Source organism: Nocardia elegans NBRC 108235 (genome assembly GCF_001612845.1).
GTDB classification, from domain to species: Bacteria; Actinomycetota; Actinomycetes; order Mycobacteriales; family Mycobacteriaceae; genus Nocardia; species Nocardia nova.
The window spans coordinates 59,641-77,039 of the sequence record NZ_BDBF01000031.1; the positions used below are offsets into that span (position 1 = coordinate 59,641).

Sequence of the window (17,399 nt, forward strand, 5' to 3'; positions counted from 1 at the left end):
AACCGCAGGGAGAAATCGGGCGAATTCCGTCCCGCGCCGCGCCCGACGCCGACGCGGCCGGTCCCGGAAAGAGGGTTAGGTTGGGTGAATGACCGACGATTCTCGGACCGCGGCCCTGCGCGAACAGGTGCGGGCGCTGATGCCGCGGGCGAAAGCCGATCTGGCCCAGTTGGTTTCGTATCGGTCCGTGGCCGACGCGCGGCAGTTTCCGCCCGAAGAATGTCATCGGGCGGCGCGATGGGTCGCCGACGCCTTCGCCGACCTCGGTCTCACCGACGTCGGCCTGCACGAGACGCCCGACGGCAGCGAGGCGGTCGTGGCCCGGTACCCGGCTCCGGCGGGAGCCCCCACGGTGCTGCTGTACAGCCATTACGACGTGCAGCCGCCGGTGGACGAGGCGGCCTGGGAGACTCCGGTGTGGGAGCTCACCGAACGCGACGGCCGGTGGTACGGGCGCGGCGCGGCCGACTGCAAGGGCAATATCGTCGTCCATCTGACCGCTCTGCGGGCACTGCGGAAAAGTCTGGGAGACAAGGGTTATCCGGTCGGCATCACGCTGGTCTGCGAGGGCTCGGAGGAACAGGGCACCGGCGGTCTGGAGGAGTTCGTTCCGCAGCACGCGGACCTGCTGCGCGCCGACGCGCTGCTGATCGGTGACTGCGGCAACTTCGCGGCGGGCCTGCCGACCTTCACCCAGACCCTGCGCGGAAACGTGAATGTGCTCGTCACGGTCGAAACCCTTTCCGGCCCACTGCATTCCGGTATGTTCGGCGGGGCGGCCCCGGATGCCGTCGCCGCGCTGATCCGGCTGCTCGCGACGCTGCGGGACGAACACGGGAACACGACGGTCGCCGGGTTGCCGGCCGATCAGGTCTGGGACGGCGCGCAATATCCGGTCGAGCAGTTCCGGGTCGATGCCGGCATCCTCGACGGCGTGCAGGTGCTGGGCAGCGGCACCATCTCGGACATGCTCTGGGCTCGGCCGGCGTTGACCGTGCTGGGCATCGATGTCCCGCCGGTGGTGGGGTCGGCGGCGGCCGTCCAGCCCAGCGCGCGGGCCCGGTTGAATCTGCGGATCCCGCCCGGGGTCGATCCGGCTCCGGCCCTGAAAGCCCTTACCGCACATATCGAATCGCATACGCCATGGGGTGCGCGCGTCCGGGTCGAGACGGAGGGCACCGGGACGCCGTTCCGATCCGGTACCGGCGGCCCGGCGCGGCTGGCGATGGAGGACGCCTTCGCCGCCGCGTACGGACGCACCGCCACCATGCAGGGGCAGGGCGGCTCGATTCCGCTGTGCAACGTCTTCGCCGAAACCTATCCCGACGCCGAGATCATGCTGCTCGGCGTCGAGGAGCCGAAATGCCTGATCCACGCCCCGAACGAAAGTGTCGACCCCAGCGAGATCGAGCACGTGGCGCTGGCGGAGGCGTTGTTCCTGTCCTCGTATTCGCGGTGAGGAGCGCGCTCCTCGTAAGGGGCGTGGCTTCGCGGTGCGCGCCCGCTAGAAGGTCTTGTTGTCCTCCGGCTCGATGAGCGCGAATTCGGTATCGGCCGGGCGCATTTCGGACAGGCGGCCGAAGTAGATGCCCTGCGCCTCCGGCGCGATGATGCCGTAGTGGATCGGGACGGCGGTGCGCGGCGCCACGGCGCGCAGATAGTCCACCGCTTCGCTGATCTTCATCCACGGCGCGACCGCGGGCACCGCCAGCACCCCGACCGATACCGGCGGCACCCACAGCGAATCGCCCGGGTGGACGAACTGCGCCGGATCGTCGGCGCTGCCGAGCTGGAAGACGGTGTTGTCGACGACCGGCAGCTCCGGATGGATCACCGCGTGCTTGCCGCCGCCACCGGTGATCTGCAGATCGCCGATGGTGACGATATTGCCCGCGTGCACGGCCTGCCACGGTTCACCGCGCTGCTGTGCGGTCTGCGGATCGCTGAGCAGGCGGGCGCTCGGATTCGCGTCGACCAGGGCCTCGATCCGGTTCGGATCGATGTGGTCGGGGTGCTGATGGGTGATCGCGATCGCGTCGAGCCCCGTGATGCCTTCGAATCCGTGCGAGAAAGTGCCCGGATCGAACAGGATCTTCGCGCCGTTCAATTCGACGAGGACGCAGGAATGACCGAAGTGGGCGATGCGCATGAGTTCACGCTATCGCCTCCGGCCGCAGCGGGGACCCGGAGGCGACAGCCTGCGTAACCACGGAGGGGCCACGCGGAGGCCGGCCGACAGGCGCTGTGACGTCTCTCGCAGGTGCCGCGGCCCGGCGGGGCGCCCGCGAGCAGCCCCGATTAAGCTGTTGTGGTAATCCCCCCACCAGCTTGAGGAGCAACGCGTGGCACGAGTTGTGGTCGAGGTGATGCCGAAGGCCGAGATCCTGGATCCGCAGGGTCAGGCCATCGCCGGCGCGCTCGGACGCCTGGGTTTCCCGGGTGTGTCGGATGTGCGGCAGGGCAAGCGGTTCGAACTCGACATCGACGACAGCGTCAGCGATGCGGAGCTCGAGAAGATCGCCGAGGCCCTGCTCGCCAACACGGTCATCGAGGACTGGAAAGTGGTGCGGCTGCCGTGACCAGCTCTGCGCGAATCGGTGTCATCACCTTCCCCGGCACGCTCGACGACGTCGACGCGGCGCGCGCGGTCCGGCTGGCCGGCGCCGAAGCGGTGAGCCTGTGGCACGCCGACGCGGACCTCAAGGGTGTCGACGCGGTTGTGGTGCCGGGTGGATTCTCCTACGGCGACTATCTGCGCGCCGGTGCCATCGCCCGGTTCGCGCCCGTGATGGGCAAGGTCGTCGAGGCCGCCGGTAAGGGTCTGCCGGTGCTGGGCATCTGCAACGGCTTCCAGGTGCTGTGCGAGGCCGGACTGCTGCCGGGTGCGCTGACCCGCAACGAGGGCCTGCACTTCGTCTGCCGCGATCAGTGGCTGCGGGTGGAGTCCACCGCGACCGCGTGGTCCTCGCGCTACGAAGCGGGTGCGCAGATCCTGGTCCCGGTGAAGAACGCCGAGGGCCGCTACCAGGCCTCACAGGCCGTGCTCGATGAACTCGAGGGTGAGGGCCGGGTGGTCTTCCGCTACGTGGGCGGCAACCCCAACGGTTCGCAGCGCGATATCGCCGGCATCGCCTCCCCGAACGGCCGCGTCGTCGGTCTCATGCCGCACCCCGAACACGCCACCGAACCGCTGACCGGGCCGAGTGACGACGGGCTGGGGATCTTCCTGTCGGTCCTCGACAGCCTCGTCACCACCGCCTGATCGCCCCTCACCACCGCCTGATCGGCCTGTCGCTCAGGGGATCACGACCGCGGCGGTGATCGGCGCCGGGTCGTCGGCCCAGCGTCGGCCGGTGTCACGCGGTGTGATGCCGTGGTCGGTCCAGGCGGACAGCAACCGCGCGACCTTGGCGTGCATGGTGGTGCGCAGGCGATCGAAGGAGTTGTCCGGCACGTCGTCGACCTCCCCGAGCAGCAGCCACCACGCCCAGGCGACCGCACCGGCGTTGGCGACGAAGTCCGGCAGCACCGGAACACCGCGGGCGGCGAGCATGGCCTCCGCCTCCGGTGTGGTGGCGGCGTTGGCCGCCTCGACGACGACGCGGGCGCGCACGTCGAAGGAATTGTCCGGCGTGATCGCGTACGAAATGGCCGCCGGCACCAGGATGTCGACATCGGCGGACAGCACCGCGGTGCGCGGCAGTTGCTCGACATCCGCCGGCAACCGGGAGCGGTCGATCTCGCCGTAGTCGTCGCGCAATTCCAGCAAAGCCGGGATATCGAGTCCGCCCGCCCGGTACAGGGCACCGGCGGCATCGGCCACCGTGGTCACGCGCATGCCCGCCTCGTGTAGGTAGTAGGCCGCCGCGCCGCCCATGGTGCCGACTCCCTGAATCGCGACCGTCGTCTCGGCCGGCATCCGGCCCCACGAGACGGCCGTGGCGAGGCACGCGTGCGCGACGCCGTAGCCGCCGATCACATCGCCCAGCAGGAAACCGCCCTCGACCGCCGCGTTCAGTCCGTTGCGGACCCGTTCCAGGGTGGCGGCCGGATCCGCGGCGCGGCGGATCGCGGCGTGATAACTCTGCCCCAGACCCAGCTTCTCGAAGACCTCGTCGATCAGATGTTGCGGGACGCCCAGGTCCTCCGCGGTCACCCAGTGCGCGTCGATCCACGGGCGCATGGCCTCGCAGAATCGCTCCAGCACCTCGATGGCACGCGGATCCTTCGGATCGAAGTCGATGCCGCCCTTCGCGCCGCCGATCGGCAGGTCGAAGGTCGCGGTCTTGGCGGCCATTCCGCGCGCCAGATCCTCCACCTCGCTCAGCGTGCAGCCGGCCCGCATGCGGGTGCCGCCGGTGGCCAGGCCGCCGCGCAGCGTGTGGACGACGAGATAGCCGACGGCGCCGGTATCCGAATCGGTCCACTGCAGCCGCATATACGGCTCGGGGCGGCGGATCGCGGGGGTGACCGGGACGGTCGCGGGCACCGGCGGGACGGTCGGTGCGGTGTCCTCGGCCGGGTTGTGGATCGTCGTCACGGCGAACTACCTCCTTCGCGTTCGGATGGCCGACCACCATCCGCGGGGGAACGACGAGTCGCATGACGATCGGCGTCCGGACCTCGTCGTCCCGGCTGGTGATTCGCTGTCACCAGCCTGCGTCCTGCCCGGTCACACGTCTATTTACGGTTCGTTCACGGCCGTGTTCAGTGTTTCTGCACAGCGTTGCCGGCCGCGCGTACGGTTTCCGCGCAGCGCTTACGCTCGATGCCATGGACCTGTCGCTGCCTCGCCTGCGCATGCTGCGCGAGCTGCATCGGCGCGGCACGATCACCGCGGCCGCGGGTGCGCTGCACTACACCGCCTCGGCGGTGTCGCAACAGCTGGCTCAATTGGAGCGCGACGTGGGGCTGCGGCTGTTCGAGCGGCGCGGGCGCCGGCTGCAACTCACCGATCGCGGAGTTCTGCTCGCCGAGCACGCCGAGGAGATCCTCGCCTCGGTGGAGCGGGCCACCCAGGCGCTCGAGGAGTCCGGGGAGTCGGTGTCGGCGACACTCACCGCCGGAGTGTGGGCCTCGGTCGCCTCGGGGCTGCTGCCCGATGCGCTCACCGCGCTCGCCCGCGCCCATCCGGGCATTCTGGTGCGGACCAGGGAACTCGCACCGGAGGCGACGGCTGCCGCTGTTCGCGACGGGACCCTCGACCTGTCGTTCGTCCTCGACTACTCGAATTACCCGATGACCTGGGACCGCGGTCTGGAACGTGCCGTGATCGCGGTCGAGCGGCTCTACGCGGCGGTGCCGGCCGGAGCGGTGCCGGCGCCGGCGGTGACGCTGGCCGATCTGGCGGAACATCCGTGGATCCTCGCGCCCGCTCGCTCCCATTTCGGTCACGCGGTCCGCCTGGCCTTCCAGTCCGGCGGGGTCGAACCACGCATCGACCACGAAGTGGAGGAGCAGTCGACCGCGATGGCGCTGGTCGCGGCCGGCCTGGGCGTCACGCTGGTCTCGGATCTGGGGCTGGCGCTGCGGCCGCCGGGCGTGGATATCGTCGGGCTCGGCGAGGGGCTTACCCGAACCGTCTCACTGGCTTACCGCACCAATACGGCACGCCGGGCGGCCCTGCTGTTCGTCGTGAACGCGGTCCGGGCCGCCGCCGTCGACAAAGGTCTCGGCCCGGAGCGGCCGTTGCTCGCCGCACCGGGCCCGGAAACCGTTGCGCCAGCCAATGATTCGGCCGAGGTCACACACAAGAGTCTAGGGCTCGACTGAGCCGCGCGAGGTGCCGGTACAGCGGCGTCAGTACAAGGTGTCCAGTATCCGCAGGTCCACGCCCTCTGCGCGGGCGATCAGGCTGGGCGGGCGGACCACGTGGTTGTCGCGGTACATCCGCGCTCCCGACGGCGTCTCCAGCACCACGCCGTCCTCGAGCGCGGCCCGCATCCGCGGCACCTCGAGGGAGCCGACCGCGTGGGCCATCGCCCGCAGCGTATGCAGCGCCTCGTAGGCGGTGTTGCCGAAATAGGTGAGCTTCGGCGCGAAGCGGCCGTGCATGCGGTGATAGCGGGCCTGCCGGTCGGGATCGGCGTTCACATCGGGGAACAGACTGGAGGCGACATAGAGGTCGGTGTTGGCGCCGGGGCCGGCGGCGAGCAGGAGTTGTTCGTCGACGACCGGGCTGACCCGCAGTTGCCTCTCGGCCCGGCCCATCGCGGTGAACTGCTGGTTGAACCGGACCGCGTCCATCCCGACCAGCAACATCACGATGCCGTCGACCAGGTCCAGGCACGGATCGGTGAGGATCGAGCCGAAGTCCCGGGTCCCCAGCGGCACATAGCGCTCGTAGCGGACGGCGTCGCGGTACGCGGCACGGACGTCGCGGCCGGTGGCGACCGGCCAGATGTAGTCGTTGCCGATGATCGCCCAGCGGCGGGTGCCGAATTCCCGGGACAACCACCGCATGGCCGGCAGGATGTGGCCGCTGGGCGCCTCGCCGATCATCACCACCTCGGCCGGTTCGTTCGGCAGCTCCTCGTAGACGTTGGCGAACAGATACGGAACCCGCCCGCCCGTGACCCGGGCAACCGCCTGGCGGACCGCCGAGATGTGCCAGCCGGTGATGGCATCGACCATTCCGGTGGCCAGCAGCGCCGAGACCTCGTCGGCCACCTCGGCCGGACTGCGGCCGCCGTCGATGGTCGTCACCCGGACCTGCCGGCCCAGAATTCCTGTGCCGCTGTTGATTTCTTTCGCAGCCAAGGAAATCGCCGCTTCACAGGACGGCGCGACAATTCCGACGGGGCCCTGCAGGGGGACGATATTCAGGACCTCGACCACTTCGTCCGGGCTCTCGCCGAAGGAGAACATTCGGTACCCTTCTTCGTATCCGAGCGAAATGATGGGGCGGAAAATATGTCGACCATTGTAAGTGGCGTCGCCACGCTGCACGGGGCGCTGCGAGCTGCGGAACGCGGTTGGCTCCGCCACCTCGACGCGGCACTGTGTGCCAGGCAGCTGACCGCCGACCAGTGGGCCATGCTGTCGAATCTGTCCGACCGCTCCGGCATCACCATGAGCGAGCTTGCGGTTCGTGCCCAGCTACCGCCCTCGTCGGCCACCCGCCACGCCGACGCCCTGGCCGAGCGCGGCCTGATCTTTCGAATTGCGGCCGAGGACGACCGCCGCCGCATTCTCATCGGTTTGACCCATCGCGGCAAGGATCTGGTGGATTCGGTGCGCGAGCAGGAGTCGCTCGCGGAAGAGGAATTGCGTAAACGAATCGGCGCGCGAAATCACGCGGAATTGCTGCGACTGCTCGAGTTGATGGTCGAAACCCAGTCGGATTGATCCGGTTCGGAACGCGGCCTCCGACTCGGCGATAATCCGGCAATTCCGGCAGCCGATAGGATCGCCGGTATGCCGGTCTCCACCACCGCGACGGCCTCCGGGCTGTGCGCCTTCGTCGATGCCTCGCCGTCCCCGTTTCACGTATGCCGCACGGTGGAAGCCGAATTGACGGCCCACGGATTCACCGAACTGCCCGAGGCCCGGCCGTGGACCGAGGCGGCGGAGACGAACCGGGGAGTGGGCCGCTACTTCGTGATCCGCGGCGGATCGCTGGTCGCCTGGGCCGCGACGACCACCGATCCGGCGGGTGCGTTCCGGGTGGTCGGCGCGCACACCGACAGCCCGAATCTGCGTGTCAAACAGCATCCCGATCTGGCCGTCGCGGGCTGGCAGTTGATCGGCCTGGAACCCTACGGCGGCGCTTGGCTCAATTCCTGGCTGGACCGTGATCTCGGCATCTCGGGCCGGCTCACCGTGCGCGAGGGCGACGCACTGGGCCAGCGGCTGGTCCGCATCGACGATCCGCTGGTCCGGGTGCCGCAACTGGCCATCCACCTGTCCGAGGATCGGCGCGGGGTGACGCTGGATCCGCAACGCCACGTCAACGGCATCTGGGGATTGGGGGAGCGGCCGCGCTCGTTCATCGCCTACGTCGCCGAACAGGCCGGCGTCCGCGCCGACGACGTGCTCGGGTGGGAACTGATGACCCACGACCTGGAACCGAGCCGGGTGGTCGGCCGCGACCAGGATCTGGTGAGTGCGCCGCGGCTGGACAACCAGGCCACCTGCTATGCCGGATTGCAGGCGTTCCTGGCCGCCGCGGACCGGGACGGCGGCATCACCCCGGTGCTGGCGATGTTCGATCACGAGGAGGTCGGCAGCCAATCCGACCGCGGCGCCCAATCGGATCTGCTGCCCGCGATCCTGGAGCGAATCGTGCTCGCCCGCGGTGGTGGCCGCGCGGATTACCTTGCGGCGCTGGCCGGTTCGATCTGCGCCTCCGGTGATATGGCCCATGCCACCCACCCCAACTATCCGGACCGGCACGAGCCCTCGCATCGCATCGAGGTCGGCGGCGGCCCGGTGCTGAAGGTCAATCAGAATCTGCGTTACGCCACCGATGCGGTCGGTGCCGGAGCCTTCGCCCTGGCCTGTGCGCAGGCCGGGGTGCCACTGCAGCGGTACGTGCATCGCGCGGATCTGCCCTGCGGTTCCACCATCGGCCCGATGACCGCGGCGCGCACCGGCATGCCGACCGTCGACGTGGGCGCACCACAGCTGGCGATGCATTCGGCGCGCGAACTGATGGGCGCCGCGGACGTGGCCTCCTATTCGGCGGCGCTCGCGGCGTTCCTCACACCACTCGGGCGGTAGGCGATCGCCGCGATCACCAGAGCGGCGAAGGTCACCAGCACATAGCTGCTGCCGATGATCTGCTGCCACCACGCCCAGCGGAGTTCGCGGTCGGCGTTGTGTGGCAGCACCCACTGTGGTCCGACCATGAACAGCACGGTGATCACGGCGGTGATCGCGATCCACATCCGCCGCCGCCGAGCCGCGCGTCCCGGCGTATCCGGGGCGTCCGCGGCCGGCATCCTGGCGATGAGGTCGCCCGCGACCAGCAGGGCGGGGGCGACCCACACCCAGTGGTGCGACCACGAGACCGGCGAGACCAGCAGGACCGCCGCCGAGTTCACCAGCAGCGCGGACACCTGGTGGCCGGCGTCGAGCAGCCGTTTCATCCACAGGGCGGCGAGTCCGATCGCGATGAGTGACAGTCCGATCCAGATAGCCGTCGCGGCGCCGTCGGATACGCCCAGGCGGAAGGCGAACCCCTTGAGCGACTGATTGCCCGCGTACTGCGGCGGCCCGATGCGACCGGTATCGATCAGCGTGTGGAACCAGTATTCGGTGGAATCGTGCGGGAACAGCAGGTATGCCAGCGCGATCGCGCCGATCGCCGAGCCGATGAGGGTGAGGCACGCGCGCCAGTCCCGGCGCAGCAGGAAGTAGAGCAGGTAGCCGGCCGGAATCAGCTTCACCGCCACCGTGATTCCGATCAGCATGCCGCGCGGCCAGAACGGTTTGCGAACCAGTGCGTCCAGCGCGACGGCCGCCATCAGGATCAGATTGATCTGGCCGAAGTTGTAGGTCTGGCGCACCGGCTCGGACAGGCCGAGCACGGCGAGCGCCCCGATCAGCAGGATCACCCGGGTGGACCGGTCCATCTCCGGCCGGATCCGGACCAGCACCAGCCACAACGTGACCGCGAGACTCGCCATCGAGGTGAGCAGCACCAGCCATTGGGCGACGGCGAGCGGCATCAGCGCGAGCGGCGCGAAGAACAGTGCGGCCAGCGGCGGATAGGTGAACGGCAGCCCGATGCCGTAGACCTTGGGCATCGGCCCGTACAGGTCGCCGCCGTCGAGCCATGTGCGGGCGCCGTTGCGGTAGACCTGGAGATCGATGTAGCCGGTCCAGATGTGGGCGGCCCAGGAGACGATCGCCGAGACGACGAACAGGGCGATCGCGATCAGGAGTAGCCGTCGCTGCCGAGTCGTCAGCCCCCCGGTGGACCGCGCGGACGACGTGGTCGCGGGCAGTTCGTCCGGATCTGCGACCCTGGATCGATCGTTCACCGGCTCAGCGTACCGGTGAACAGGTGCTGCCTGGTCGGCCTGGGTTTGCCACCCATTAGGCAATGTCGTTTGCAGTCCAATGGGCCGCCCTCCGCGGTAACACTCCGCTGCCTCCTCCGGACGGCCCATTAGACTGGCCTGGATTCCCCATCCGCGTGCATTCCGTCTCTCACTCCAGCGTCGGAGCTCGTAGCTGCACGTTTGCCCGGCCGAAAGGACCTAGGTAGCCCACCGTGACTGTCCACGTCGACACCGTCAGCGCCGCCGCAGCCACCCCGGATACCCCGCAGCCGTACAAGGAGCTGGGTCTCAAGGACGACGAATACGCGCGCATCCGCGACATTCTGGGCCGCCGCCCCACCGATGCCGAGCTGGCGATGTACTCGGTGATGTGGAGCGAACACTGCTCCTACAAATCCTCGAAGGTGCACCTGCGCTACTTCGGCCAGACCACCACCGAGGAGATGCGCGCATCCATGCTGGCCGGTATCGGCGAGAACGCGGGCGTGGTGGACATCGGTGACGGCTGGGCGGTCACCTTCAAGGTGGAAAGCCACAACCACCCCTCCTACGTCGAGCCGTACCAGGGCGCGGCCACCGGTGTCGGCGGCATCGTGCGCGACATCATGGCGATGGGCGCACGGCCGATCGCGGTGATGGACCAGTTGCGCTTCGGTGCGGCCGACCATCCCGACACCCGTCGAGTGGTCGACGGCGTGGTGCGCGGTGTCGGCGGCTACGGCAACTCCCTCGGCCTGCCCAACGTCGGCGGCGAAACCGTCTTCGACGCCTCCTATCAGGGCAATCCGCTGGTGAACGCGCTGTGCGCGGGCGTGATGCGGGTGGAGGATCTGCACCTGGCCTTCGCCTCCGGAACCGGCAACAAGATCGTGCTGTTCGGCGCGCGGACCGGTCTGGACGGTATCGGCGGTGTGTCGGTGCTGGCCTCGGACACCTTCTCGGGTGACGAATCCGGTTCCGGCCGTAAGAAACTGCCCAGCGTGCAGGTGGGCGACCCGTTCGCCGAGAAGGTGCTCATCGAGTGCTGTCTCGAGCTGTACCACGCCGGACTGGTGGTCGGCATCCAGGACCTCGGCGGCGCCGGACTGTCCTGTGCGACATCGGAATTGGCGGCGGCCGGCGACGGCGGGATGCGCATCGACCTGGACAAGGTGCCGCTGCGCGCGGCGAATATGACACCGGCGGAAGTGCTTTCGAGCGAATCGCAGGAACGCATGTGCGCGGTGGTGACGCCCGACAACGTCGAGGCGTTCATGGCCGTCTGCCACAAGTGGGATGTGCTGGCCACCGTGATCGGTGAGGTCACCGACGGCGACCGCCTGGTGGTGAAGTGGCACGGCGAAACCGTGGTGGACGTGCCGCCGCGCACCGTCGCGCACGAAGGCCCCGTCTACGAGCGGCCCGTGCAGCGTCCCGAGGAGCAGGACGCGCTGGTCGCCGACACCACCGCCGGGCTGGCCCGGCCGACGTCCGGCGACGAGCTGCGGGCCACGCTGCTGAAGATGATCTCCAGCCCGCAGCTGTGCAGCCGCAAGTGGATCGTCGAGCAGTACGACCGGTACGTGCGCGGCAACACGGTGCTGGCCGAACATGCCGACGCGGGCGTGATTCGCATCGACGAGGAGTCCGGCCGCGGCATCGCCCTGGCCACCGACGCCTCGGGCCGCTACACCAAACTCGACCCCTACACCGGCGCGCAGCTGGCGCTGGCCGAGGCCTACCGCAACGTCGCCAGCACCGGCGCGACGCCCAAGGCCGTCACCAACTGCCTCAACTTCGGTTCCCCCGAGGACCCGGGCGTGATGTGGCAGTTCCAGCAGGCCGTGCGCGGCCTCGCGGACGGCTGTGTGGCCCTGGGCATTCCGGTCACCGGCGGCAACGTCAGCTTCTACAACCAGACCGGGCAGACGGCGATCCTGCCGACCCCGGTGGTCGGCGTGCTCGGCGTCATCGACGATGTGCACCGGCGCATCCCGACCGGATTCGGCACCGAGCCCGGAGAGACGCTGATCCTGCTCGGCGAGACCCGTGACGAATTCGACGGATCCATCTGGTCGCAGGTCGAGCACGATCACCTGGGCGGTGTGCCGCCGCGGGTGGACTTCGCCCGCGAGCAGTTGCTCGCCGAAGTGCTGACCGCCGGGTCGCGCGACGGAATGATCAGCGCCGCACACGATCTCAGCGAGGGCGGCCTGGCCCAGGCGGTGGTCGAAGGAGCGCTGGCCGGTGAAACCGGTGTGCGCATCCTGCTGCCCGAGGGGGACGACCCGTTCGTCACGCTGTTCTCGGAATCGGCCGGACGCGTCCTGGTCGCGGTCCCGCGGTCGGAGGAGACGCGTTTCACCAAGATGTGCACCGCGCGCGAACTGCCGTGGGTGCGCATCGGCGTGGTGGATCAGGGCTCGGACTCGGTCGAGGTGCAGGGCCAGTTCTCGATCACGATGGACGAACTGCGCACCGCCCACGAGGGCACGCTGCCCGCGCTGTTCGGCGCCACCGCGGAGTGAGCCGAGGCGGACCGCGGCCGCACCCGCAGCGACGCGACCGGAGGCGGCAGTGCGCGTAACCACGGAGGGAGCCGCGCAGGGTGCCATCAGACGCTGCCAGCGCTGCGGTCCGCTCACACCCGGAACGGATCGTGTTCGGCCATCAGCTTTTCCACGCGGGCCTCGTCGATGCGCTGATGGACGCGCGTGGACTCGAACCGGTCGCGGATCACCTTGGCAAGGGTGAAGGCGCTCGAGACCATGAACAGCGTTGTCATCAACAGGAATCCGCGCTGCCAGATATCCAGCGGCAGAGACGATGCCCGCGGTAGCGGCGACGAAACGGACGCCGAAGGCGATCGCGGCCTGGGCCAGGAAGGCGGGGCTGCTCGTCTGCTGGGTGGGAGTGCTCATACCGTCGAGTCTGCGGTCCCTGGCCGCGCGGAACGTGCGTAGAACTACTCGAGTACCCCGGGTAATTCCCGTTGTAGGCGTTGTTTGCCTCACGTGGCGAGGTCCCCGATTTCGGCACGCCGACCGCCATACTTGACGGGTGCTCGATACCGCCGAGACTCTCACAACGCTGCGTACGCGCGGCGTTGTGGTCTATCGGCGAGGCCTGCGGCTGCTGCGCCGGCTCGAGGACGACATCATCGCCCTCAACTACGTCGGCCTGGTCACCGCGACAGTGTTTTTCGCCTGGTCGGTGACGCCCTCACTGCTGCCGCGCGACTGGTTGTTTCAAGGTCTGATCAGTGGTCTGAACGCCGCCATCGGTTACGGCGTGGGCTGTCTGCTGGAGTGGGGCTTTCGCAGACTGATCCGGCCGCGCTTGCGTTTTCGCGCACCGTCGCTGCGGATTCGCTATGCGGTGAAGGTGACGATCCTGACGATCTGTCTGCTCACCGCGATCTACATGCTCGTCCTCTCCGCCGACTGGCAACGGCAGATCTACGGCCTGATGGATATGGAAGGCACCACGCGCGCCGCCTATCTGCGCACCGGTGGGCTCAGCGTCGCGGTGGCCGCGCTGGTGGTGGCGATCTACCGGACGGTCCGGTGGATCGTGCGGTTCTTCGCCCGTCTGCTCAGCCGCTGGGTGCGGGTGCCGCCGCAACTGGCCCCGAGCGTCGGCGCGATCGTGCTGGCCGTGGTGGCGGTGCTGCTGTTCAACGGTGTGCTGTCGGAGGCCTTCTTCACCGTCGCCAACTCGGCGTTCAGCGTGCGCAACGACAAGATGACGCCGTACGCGGTGCAGCCGACCGAACCCGAGCGCTCCGGCAGCCCCGCATCACTCGCCAAATGGGGCACGCTCGGTTCGGAGGGGCGGTGGTTCGTCTCGCACGGACCCGATGCCTTCCGCATCGGCGCGGTGACGGGAAAGCCCGCGCGCGAACCGGTTCGGGTCTACGTCGGTCTCGGATCGGCGGCCGAGGGACAGACCCAGGAACAGTTGGCTGTCGCCGAACTCGAACGCACGCACGCCTTCGACCGCAAGGTGCTGGTGATCGTCACCACCACCGGAACCGGATGGGTGAATTCGACGACCGCGGGCGCGCTCGAATACATGTACGGCGGCGACACCGCGATCCTCGCCTCGCAGTACTCGTATCTGCCGAGTGTGTTGTCGTTCCTCGCGGACCGGCAGAAGGTCGCGGTGGCGGGGAAGAAGATGTTCGACGCGGTCTACGCCGCCTGGTCGGCGCGGCCGGCGCAGTCGCGGCCGAAGCTGCTGGTGTACGGGGAAAGCCTGGGTTCGCAGGGCTCGGAGGCGGCCTTCGACGGTCTGGCCGATCTGCGCGCCAAGGTCGACGGCGCGCTCTGGGTGGGCCCGCCGAATTCCAATCGGCTGTGGAAACAGTTCGTCGAGCGCCGCGACCCCGGCACTCGCGAGGTGGAACCGATCTACGCCGACGGCCTCGTGGTCCGATTCGCCTCCACCGCAGCGGATCTGACGAAACCGTCGCCGGAATGGCGGCGTCCGCGCATCGCTTACCTGCAGCATCCCTCCGATCCCATCGTCTGGTGGTCACCGGATCTGATCTTCTCCCAACCGGATTGGCTCTCCGAGCCGCGTGGCTCCGACGTGTCCACGCAGATGCGCTGGTGGCCGCTGGTCACCTTCTGGCAGGTCGCCGCCGACCTGACCAATGCCCAAGGGGTCAGCGACGGGCACGGCCACAACTACGGCACCCTGGTACTCGACGGCTGGGCCGCGGTACTGCCGCCTCCGGACTGGAATCCGCAACTGCAGGAGAACATTCGGACGCAGCTGGAACTGTCGGAAGCGTTCGAACGCGCGGTGAAATGAGCACAGCAACGACAACCTCGCGCTATGGCCGGAACGCGCACTCGCGAGGTGCGGATCGGTGAACAACCGAAGCGTGGTGCGCACCTTATCGGCGTCGTGCATCGCCCTGATGTGGAGCAATCTCGTGCTGCCGAGGCTGGGGTCGGGCATACGGGGTCGCACGGTCGCCAACGCCGCGTTCGCGACCGGGTATGCCGCGGTATTCGGCGGCCGGCCGGAGTGGCTCTCTCGGCGTGGGTGGGTTTGGGGCGCAGCGGCATTCGGCGCGGTCGGCACTGCTTACGGTGTCGGGCTCGCCGTACCGGGGATCCGGAATCGAATGGCGGAGTTCGCCGAGCGTGAGCCGGAGGTGAGTTCGGCCGAATGGGTCGGCATCCACATTCCGGTGGGCACCGTCTACAGCGAGGAGCTGATTTTCCGGGGGACGCTGGACCGGCTCTTCGACGACGCGGGTCACGGGCGGACACCGTGCGGCGCAGTGGTTTTCGGTCTGTGGCACATTCATCCGGCGCGGTCCGCGGGTGACAGCATCCCAGCCACTGTCGCCGTCACCGCCGCGGGCGGGCTGCTCTTCTCCTGGCTGCGTCGCCGCACGGGCAGTGCGACGGCACCGGCGCTCGTTCACCTCGCCCTGAATGCCGGTGGCGCGCTGGCACCGCGAGTAGCGGTGGCGCTGCGCGATCGGCGCATCGGCCGGGGTGTATCGCACCGCTGAGTCCGTTCGGCTCGCTACGCTCGGTGGAATGGCGCGACGTTCGGCTGTGGACCCTGCTCAGGTGCGTGATTCGGTGGCGGCGCTCGGCGCGTGGCTGCGCGACGAGTCGGCGGCCCAGCCGGCACGGTCCGAGCTCGCGGCGGCCGTGCGGGGGACCGCACGGAGTCTGGCCGCCGCGGCGCCGGGCGCCTCGGTGGAGGTGCGGGTGCCGCCCTTCGTGGCGGTGCAATGTATCGAGGGGCCGCGGCACACCCGGGGGACGCCGCCGAATGTGGTGGAGACCGACCCGCGGACGTGGTTGCTGCTCGCGACCGGACTGCTGGATTTCGACGCCGCGGTGGATTCGGGGGCGTTGAGCGCCTCCGGAATCCGGGCGGGGGAGTTGGCCCGCTGGCTGCCGCTGGTCGCGCTGTGACCCAGTCCGGGGCGAGCGCTGTGACCTAGGCCGGAGCGGGTTGGGTACGGTTGATCGGCTTGCGCTCCAACCCTTTTCGGTCGTAGAAGCGCGTCACGACCACTCCGAGCACCACACCGATCGTGAGGCCGAGCACGGTCATCCAGAAACCGCGGGTGAAACCGGCCGCGCCGTTGCCGTCGAAATACAGCAGTGAACGCACCGCCAGGAACACCTGGTGCATCGGTTCGAAGGTGGCCAGCCAGCCGAGGTACTTCGGTGTCGCCTCGATCGGGACCGTGCCTCCCGAGGACGGCAGGCCCAGCACGATGAACAGGATCATGTTCACCAGCAGTCCGGCTGAGCCGATCGCGGCGAGGATGGAGATACCGGTGAAGCCGACCGCGATGATCGCGAGCACCCCGTAGAGGTACAGCCCCAGCGGATTGTCCAGCGGCATTCCCAATGCCGCGCCGATGCCGAGCAGGATCGCGGAGACCACCACGGCGGCCACCGCCATGACCGCCCATTTGATCAGGAGCGTGCGAAGTCTGGAAACGGGTGTGGCGGGATAGTGCACGTACCACGGCCCGTATTCGGTCGGCACGAAGCCGAGGGCCGAGTCGATCATGGTGTGCACGATCATCGCGCCGAGCATGCCCGCCATCAGCAACAACAGCGCGTAGAAGAACGCCGTCAGCCCCTGGCCGGAACCGCCGGGCAGGGGATGGAACTCCTGCACCAGGATCTGCAGCGGTTGCGCGAGGGTGAGGCGGGTCGCACCGGACAGTTCGGGGGCCGGCGGGCCACCCGGCGCCGGGGTGAGCTGAGTCCGCACCTGCTCGGTGAGCTGCTGTCCCACCTTCTCGTTGATCTGTGGCAGCGCCTGATCCCCGAAACGCACCACGATCTGCGTGGCGTAGGTGCCCGACCGCGGATTGGTCAGCAAGGTGATGATCGGCCGCTCGATATCGCCCGGTATGACACTGCCCACACCCAGGATCCCGAGTCGCTTACTGAAATCGCTCGGGATGACGACCGTGCCGTAGACCTGGCCGTTCTGCATCTGCTGCTGGGCTTCCGGCAGCCCCAGTACGCGCAGATCGATCTGGTCGGCGGGCACGGCGGCACGCAGCCCGTCGGCGACCTGATCGCCGAAGTTCACGTGTTTCTGCTGGCCGGGCGCGCCGAGCGTCTCACCCACATCCTGGTTGACCAGGGCGATCGGGAAGTCGTGCAGATTCCGCTGGGGGTCGACGACATAATCGAGATACAGCAGGCCCAACAACGCGGCCACCACTGAGACGACCGCCACAGGGAACATCCATCGAAACGGAATAAGCCGCCGTAGATTTCGACTTTGTAGTGCGGTGTCGGTACTCGCCACGGACGAACCGTAGCAGCAAACAGCTCGCCACCCGGAGGATCCGGACGTGGGTTTCGCGCGGATGACCCGTAGAATGATGAGTGCCCCCCGCCCGACTAA

General features: G+C 68.6%; 16 protein-coding genes. 10 read left to right on the forward strand and 6 right to left on the reverse strand.

What is annotated here, in order from left to right; genetic code table 11:
* Positions 1-88: 88 nt before the first annotated feature.
* Entirely contained in the window at positions 89-1,459 is a 1,371-nt protein-coding gene (locus tag NE2_RS21970) for a dipeptidase (protein WP_063028973.1), read from the forward strand.
* A gap of 45 nt (positions 1,460-1,504) precedes the next feature.
* Here the strand turns inward: NE2_RS21970 and NE2_RS21975 are convergent, their stop codons facing one another.
* Entirely contained in the window at positions 1,505-2,149 is a 645-nt protein-coding gene (locus tag NE2_RS21975; protein ID WP_063009931.1) for an MBL fold metallo-hydrolase, read from the reverse strand.
* Between the two features lie 193 nt (positions 2,150-2,342).
* Here NE2_RS21975 and purS point away from each other — a divergent pair, with 193 nt between their 5' ends.
* Together purS and purQ are read left to right on the forward strand one after the other, a co-directional pair.
* Positions 2,343-2,579, forward strand: coding sequence for a phosphoribosylformylglycinamidine synthase subunit PurS (gene purS / locus NE2_RS21980; protein WP_030517414.1), 237 nt, complete (start codon positions 2,343-2,345; stop codon positions 2,577-2,579).
* Complete coding sequence (purQ, locus tag NE2_RS21985) at positions 2,576-3,262, forward strand: phosphoribosylformylglycinamidine synthase subunit PurQ (RefSeq protein ID WP_063028975.1); 687 nt, start codon at positions 2,576-2,578, stop codon at positions 3,260-3,262. Before purS ends, purQ begins: the two co-directional genes overlap by 4 nt.
* 33 nt (positions 3,263-3,295) lie before the next feature.
* On the opposite strand, the gene NE2_RS21990 is transcribed toward purQ, so the two are convergent.
* Positions 3,296-4,540, reverse strand: a complete 1,245-nt coding sequence (locus NE2_RS21990) for a Glu/Leu/Phe/Val dehydrogenase dimerization domain-containing protein (protein WP_373862276.1) — start codon at positions 4,538-4,540, stop codon at positions 3,296-3,298.
* 233 nt (positions 4,541-4,773) lie between these two features.
* Here NE2_RS21990 and NE2_RS21995 point away from each other — a divergent pair, with 233 nt between their 5' ends.
* On the forward strand, positions 4,774-5,772 hold the full coding sequence (locus NE2_RS21995) for a LysR family transcriptional regulator (RefSeq protein WP_063028977.1): 999 nt from the start codon (positions 4,774-4,776) through the stop codon (positions 5,770-5,772).
* 27 nt (positions 5,773-5,799) lie between these two features.
* On the opposite strand, the gene NE2_RS22000 is transcribed toward NE2_RS21995, so the two are convergent.
* Positions 5,800-6,867, reverse strand: coding sequence for a substrate-binding domain-containing protein (locus NE2_RS22000; RefSeq protein WP_063028979.1), 1,068 nt, complete (start codon positions 6,865-6,867; stop codon positions 5,800-5,802).
* A 45-nt stretch (positions 6,868-6,912) separates the two neighbouring features.
* Between NE2_RS22000 and NE2_RS22005 the strand changes: the two genes are divergently transcribed.
* Together NE2_RS22005 and NE2_RS22010 are read left to right on the forward strand one after the other, a co-directional pair.
* The gene (locus NE2_RS22005; protein WP_030517419.1) at positions 6,913-7,347 is read left to right on the forward strand and encodes a MarR family winged helix-turn-helix transcriptional regulator; all 435 of its coding nucleotides are present in this window, start codon (positions 6,913-6,915) and stop codon (positions 7,345-7,347) included.
* A 69-nt stretch (positions 7,348-7,416) separates the two neighbouring features.
* Positions 7,417-8,721 carry a M18 family aminopeptidase gene (locus tag NE2_RS22010; protein WP_063028981.1) on the forward strand — a complete coding sequence of 435 codons (1,305 nt, stop codon included), beginning with the start codon at positions 7,417-7,419 and terminating at the stop codon, positions 8,719-8,721.
* Here the strand turns inward: NE2_RS22010 and NE2_RS22015 are convergent.
* Positions 8,676-9,986, reverse strand: coding sequence for a glycosyltransferase 87 family protein (locus NE2_RS22015; RefSeq protein ID WP_233429851.1), 1,311 nt, complete (start codon positions 9,984-9,986; stop codon positions 8,676-8,678). The two genes, NE2_RS22010 and NE2_RS22015, sit on opposite strands and share 46 nt — an antisense overlap.
* Positions 9,987-10,219: 233 nt before the next feature.
* Between NE2_RS22015 and purL the strand changes: the two genes are divergently transcribed.
* Positions 10,220-12,514 carry a phosphoribosylformylglycinamidine synthase subunit PurL gene (purL, locus tag NE2_RS22020; RefSeq protein ID WP_063028983.1) on the forward strand — a complete coding sequence of 765 codons (2,295 nt, stop codon included), beginning with the start codon at positions 10,220-10,222 and terminating at the stop codon, positions 12,512-12,514.
* A gap of 113 nt (positions 12,515-12,627) precedes the next feature.
* Here purL and NE2_RS37810 read toward each other — a convergent pair whose 3' ends face one another.
* The gene (locus NE2_RS37810) at positions 12,628-12,771 is read right to left on the reverse strand and encodes a hypothetical protein (protein WP_507756209.1); all 144 of its coding nucleotides are present in this window, start codon (positions 12,769-12,771) and stop codon (positions 12,628-12,630) included.
* Between the two features lie 275 nt (positions 12,772-13,046).
* Between NE2_RS37810 and NE2_RS22030 the strand changes: the two genes are divergently transcribed.
* The 3 genes from NE2_RS22030 to NE2_RS22040 are packed head-to-tail and all read left to right on the forward strand — an operon-like array spanning position 13,047 to position 15,934.
* A complete protein-coding gene (locus NE2_RS22030; RefSeq protein ID WP_063028985.1) occupies positions 13,047-14,804 on the forward strand; it encodes an alpha/beta hydrolase in 1,758 nt (585 codons plus the stop codon).
* A 58-nt stretch (positions 14,805-14,862) separates the two neighbouring features.
* Positions 14,863-15,519 carry a CPBP family intramembrane glutamic endopeptidase gene (locus tag NE2_RS22035; protein WP_233429852.1) on the forward strand — a complete coding sequence of 219 codons (657 nt, stop codon included), beginning with the start codon at positions 14,863-14,865 and terminating at the stop codon, positions 15,517-15,519.
* A 28-nt stretch (positions 15,520-15,547) separates the two neighbouring features.
* On the forward strand, positions 15,548-15,934 hold the full coding sequence (locus NE2_RS22040; protein ID WP_030517426.1) for a sterol carrier family protein: 387 nt from the start codon (positions 15,548-15,550) through the stop codon (positions 15,932-15,934).
* A 25-nt stretch (positions 15,935-15,959) separates the two neighbouring features.
* Here NE2_RS22040 and NE2_RS22045 read toward each other — a convergent pair whose 3' ends face one another.
* Positions 15,960-17,237, reverse strand: coding sequence for a YhgE/Pip domain-containing protein (locus tag NE2_RS22045; protein ID WP_063028987.1), 1,278 nt, complete (start codon positions 17,235-17,237; stop codon positions 15,960-15,962).
* Positions 17,238-17,399 lie beyond the last annotated feature (162 nt).